General features: G+C 52.5%; 4 rRNA genes. All 4 read left to right on the plus strand.

The window, feature by feature from the left end:
• Positions 1–1,182: ribosomal RNA gene (locus ACFVAJ_RS21655) — 16S ribosomal RNA — on the plus strand; the annotation flags it as partial.
• A 169-nt stretch (positions 1,183–1,351) separates the two neighbouring features.
• A 23S ribosomal RNA gene (locus ACFVAJ_RS21660) occupies positions 1,352–4,281 on the plus strand.
• Between the two features lie 50 nt (positions 4,282–4,331).
• Positions 4,332–4,447: ribosomal RNA gene (gene rrf, locus ACFVAJ_RS21665) — 5S ribosomal RNA — on the plus strand.
• A gap of 189 nt (positions 4,448–4,636) precedes the next feature.
• Positions 4,637–5,099 (plus strand): 16S ribosomal RNA (locus ACFVAJ_RS21670); the annotation flags it as partial.

Genomic DNA, 5,099 nt, shown 5'->3' on the forward strand with positions numbered 1-5,099 from the left:
AATCTTCCGCAATGGACGAAAGTCTGACGGAGCAACGCCGCGTGAGTGATGAAGGTTTTCGGATCGTAAAGCTCTGTTGTTAGGGAAGAACAAGTGCCGTTCAAATAGGGCGGCACCTTGACGGTACCTAACCAGAAAGCCACGGCTAACTACGTGCCAGCAGCCGCGGTAATACGTAGGTGGCAAGCGTTGTCCGGAATTATTGGGCGTAAAGGGCTCGCAGGCGGTTTCTTAAGTCTGATGTGAAAGCCCCCGGCTCAACCGGGGAGGGTCATTGGAAACTGGGGAACTTGAGTGCAGAAGAGGAGAGTGGAATTCCACGTGTAGCGGTGAAATGCGTAGAGATGTGGAGGAACACCAGTGGCGAAGGCGACTCTCTGGTCTGTAACTGACGCTGAGGAGCGAAAGCGTGGGGAGCGAACAGGATTAGATACCCTGGTAGTCCACGCCGTAAACGATGAGTGCTAAGTGTTAGGGGGTTTCCGCCCCTTAGTGCTGCAGCTAACGCATTAAGCACTCCGCCTGGGGAGTACGGTCGCAAGACTGAAACTCAAAGGAATTGACGGGGGCCCGCACAAGCGGTGGAGCATGTGGTTTAATTCGAAGCAACGCGAAGAACCTTACCAGGTCTTGACATCCTCTGACAATCCTAGAGATAGGACGTCCCCTTCGGGGGCAGAGTGACAGGTGGTGCATGGTTGTCGTCAGCTCGTGTCGTGAGATGTTGGGTTAAGTCCCGCAACGAGCGCAACCCTTGATCTTAGTTGCCAGCATTCAGTTGGGCACTCTAAGGTGACTGCCGGTGACAAACCGGAGGAAGGTGGGGATGACGTCAAATCATCATGCCCCTTATGACCTGGGCTACACACGTGCTACAATGGACAGAACAAAGGGCAGCGAAACCGCGAGGTTAAGCCAATCCCACAAATCTGTTCTCAGTTCGGATTGCAGGCTGCAACTCGCCTGCATGAAGCTGGAATCGCTAGTAATCGCGGATCAGCATGCCGCGGTGAATACGTTCCCGGGCCTTGTACACACCGCCCGTCACACCACGAGAGTTTGTAACACCCGAAGTCGGTGAGGTAACCTTTTAGGAGCCAGCCGCCGAAGGTGGGACAGATGATTGGGGTGAAGTCGTAACAAGGTAGCCGTATCGGAAGGTGCGGCTGGATCACCTCCTTTCTAAGGATTTTAACGGAATATAAGACCTTGGGTCTTATAAACAGAACGTTCCCTGTCTTGTTTAGTTTTGAAGGATCATTCCTTCGAAACGTGTTCTTTGAAAACTAGATAACAGAAGAATTCACATTCAATTAGTAATGCAAGATATCACGTAGTGATTCTTTTTAACGGTTAAGTTAGAAAGGGCGCACGGTGGATGCCTTGGCACTAGGAGCCGATGAAGGACGGGACGAACACCGATATGCTTCGGGGAGCTGTAAGCAAGCTTTGATCCGGAGATTTCCGAATGGGGAAACCCACCACTCGTAATGGAGTGGTATCCATATCTGAATACATAGGATATGAGAAGGCAGACCCGGGGAACTGAAACATCTAAGTACCCGGAGGAAGAGAAAGCAAATGCGATTCCCTGAGTAGCGGCGAGCGAAACGGGACCAGCCCAAACCAAGAGGCTTGCCTCTTGGGGTTGTAGGACACTCTGTACGGAGTTACAAAGGAACGAGGTAGATGAAGAGGTCTGGAAAGGCCCGCCATAGGAGGTAACAGCCCTGTAGTCAAAACTTCGTTCTCTCCTGAGTGGATCCTGAGTACGGCGGAACACGTGAAATTCCGTCGGAATCCGGGAGGACCATCTCCCAAGGCTAAATACTCCCTAGTGACCGATAGTGAACCAGTACCGTGAGGGAAAGGTGAAAAGCACCCCGGAAGGGGAGTGAAAGAGATCCTGAAACCGTGTGCCTACAAGTAGTCAGAGCCCGTTAACGGGTGATGGCGTGCCTTTTGTAGAATGAACCGGCGAGTTACGATCCCGTGCAAGGTTAAGCAGAAGATGCGGAGCCGCAGCGAAAGCGAGTCTGAATAGGGCGAATTGAGTACGTGGTCGTAGACCCGAAACCAGGTGATCTACCCATGTCCAGGGTGAAGTTCAGGTAACACTGAATGGAGGCCCGAACCCACGCACGTTGAAAAGTGCGGGGATGAGGTGTGGGTAGGGGTGAAATGCCAATCGAACCTGGAGATAGCTGGTTCTCTCCGAAATAGCTTTAGGGCTAGCCTCAAGGTAAGAGTCTCGGAGGTAGAGCACTGATTGGACTAGGGGCCCCTACCGGGTTACCGAATTCAGTCAAACTCCGAATGCCAATGACTTATCCTTGGGAGTCAGACTGCGAGTGATAAGATCCGTAGTCGAAAGGGAAACAGCCCAGACCGCCAGCTAAGGTCCCAAAGTATACGTTAAGTGGAAAAGGATGTGGAGTTGCTTAGACAACCAGGATGTTGGCTTAGAAGCAGCCACCATTTAAAGAGTGCGTAATAGCTCACTGGTCGAGTGACTCTGCGCCGAAAATGTACCGGGGCTAAACGTATCACCGAAGCTGCGGACTGTTCTTCGAACAGTGGTAGGAGAGCGTTCTAAGGGCTGTGAAGCAAGACCGGAAGGACTGGTGGAGCGCTTAGAAGTGAGAATGCCGGTATGAGTAGCGAAAGAGGGGTGAGAATCCCCTCCACCGAATGCCTAAGGTTTCCTGAGGAAGGCTCGTCCGCTCAGGGTTAGTCGGGACCTAAGCCGAGGCCGAAAGGCGTAGGCGATGGATAACAGGTTGATATTCCTGTACCACCTCCTCACCATTTGAGCAATGGGGGGACGCAGGAGGATAGGGTAAGCGCGGTATTGGATATCCGCGTCCAAGCAGTTAGGCTGGGAAATAGGCAAATCCGTTTCCCGTGAAGGCTGAGCTGTGATGGCGAGCGAATTATAGTAGCGAAGTTCCTGATTCCACACTGCCAAGAAAAGCCTCTAGCGAGGTGAGAGGTGCCCGTACCGCAAACCGACACAGGTAGGCGAGGAGAGAATCCTAAGGTGATCGAGAGAACTCTCGTTAAGGAACTCGGCAAAATGACCCCGTAACTTCGGGAGAAGGGGTGCTCTGTTAGGGTGCAAGCCCGAGAGAGCCGCAGTGAATAGGCCCAGGCGACTGTTTAGCAAAAACACAGGTCTCTGCGAAGCCGTAAGGCGAAGTATAGGGGCTGACGCCTGCCCGGTGCTGGAAGGTTAAGAGGAGCGCTTAGCGTAAGCGAAGGTGCGAATTGAAGCCCCAGTAAACGGCGGCCGTAACTATAACGGTCCTAAGGTAGCGAAATTCCTTGTCGGGTAAGTTCCGACCCGCACGAAAGGCGCAACGATCTGGGCACTGTCTCAACGAGAGACTCGGTGAAATTATAGTACCTGTGAAGATGCAGGTTACCCGCGACAGGACGGAAAGACCCCGTGGAGCTTTACTGCAGCCTGATATTGAATTTTGGTACAGCTTGTACAGGATAGGTAGGAGCCTTGGAAACCGGAGCGCCAGCTTCGGTGGAGGCATCGGTGGGATACTACCCTGGCTGTATTGACCTTCTAACCCGCCGCCCTTATCGGGCGGGGAGACAGTGTCAGGTGGGCAGTTTGACTGGGGCGGTCGCCTCCTAAAAGGTAACGGAGGCGCCCAAAGGTTCCCTCAGAATGGTTGGAAATCATTCGCAGAGTGTAAAGGCACAAGGGAGCTTGACTGCGAGACCTACAAGTCGAGCAGGGACGAAAGTCGGGCTTAGTGATCCGGTGGTTCCGCATGGAAGGGCCATCGCTCAACGGATAAAAGCTACCCCGGGGATAACAGGCTTATCTCCCCCAAGAGTCCACATCGACGGGGAGGTTTGGCACCTCGATGTCGGCTCATCGCATCCTGGGGCTGTAGTCGGTCCCAAGGGTTGGGCTGTTCGCCCATTAAAGCGGTACGCGAGCTGGGTTCAGAACGTCGTGAGACAGTTCGGTCCCTATCCGTCGCGGGCGCAGGAAATTTGAGAGGAGCTGTCCTTAGTACGAGAGGACCGGGATGGACGCACCGCTGGTGTACCAGTTGTTCTGCCAAGGGCATCGCTGGGTAGCTATGTGCGGACGGGATAAGTGCTGAAAGCATCTAAGCATGAAGCCCCCCTCAAGATGAGATTTCCCATTCCGCAAGGAAGTAAGATCCCTGAAAGATGATCAGGTTGATAGGTCTGAGGTGGAAGTGTGGCGACACATGGAGCTGACAGATACTAATCGATCGAGGACTTAACCAATTTGAATGTATGCTTACTGTTATCTAGTTTTGAGAGAACACTCTCAATGGTTTGGTGGCGATAGCGAAGAGGTCACACCCGTTCCCATGCCGAACACGGAAGTTAAGCTCTTCAGCGCCGATGGTAGTCGGGGGTTTCCCCCTGTGAGAGTAGGACGCCGCCAAGCAATTGCACATTAGTGTAATTTTTTAAAAAAGTTATTGACTTTGAAGAAGTGACATTGTATACTAATAAAGTTGCTTTAACAAAGCAAGCAAACAAAATGATCTTTGAAAACTAAACAAGACAAAACGTACCTGTTAATTCAAAGTTTTAAATAAATCGCACAGCGATGTGCGTAGTCAGTCAAACTACTTTATCGGAGAGTTTGATCCTGGCTCAGGACGAACGCTGGCGGCGTGCCTAATACATGCAAGTCGAGCGGACAGATGGGAGCTTGCTCCCTGATGTTAGCGGCGGACGGGTGAGTAACACGTGGGTAACCTGCCTGTAAGACTGGGATAACTCCGGGAAACCGGGGCTAATACCGGATGGTTGTTTGAACCGCATGGTTCAAACATAAAAGGTGGCTTCGGCTACCACTTACAGATGGACCCGCGGCGCATTAGCTAGTTGGTGAGGTAACGGCTCACCAAGGCAACGATGCGTAGCCGACCTGAGAGGGTGATCGGCCACACTGGGACTGAGACACGGCCCAGACTCCTACGGGAGGCAGCAGTAGGGAATCTTCCGCAATGGACGAAAGTCTGACGGAGCAACGCCGCGTGAGTGATGAAGGTTTTCGGATCGTAAAGCTCTGTTGTTAGGGAAGAACAAGT

The sequence above is a fragment of the Agromyces sp. NPDC057679 genome, assembly GCF_042799635.1.
Taxonomy (GTDB): domain Bacteria; phylum Actinomycetota; class Actinomycetes; order Actinomycetales; family Microbacteriaceae; genus Agromyces.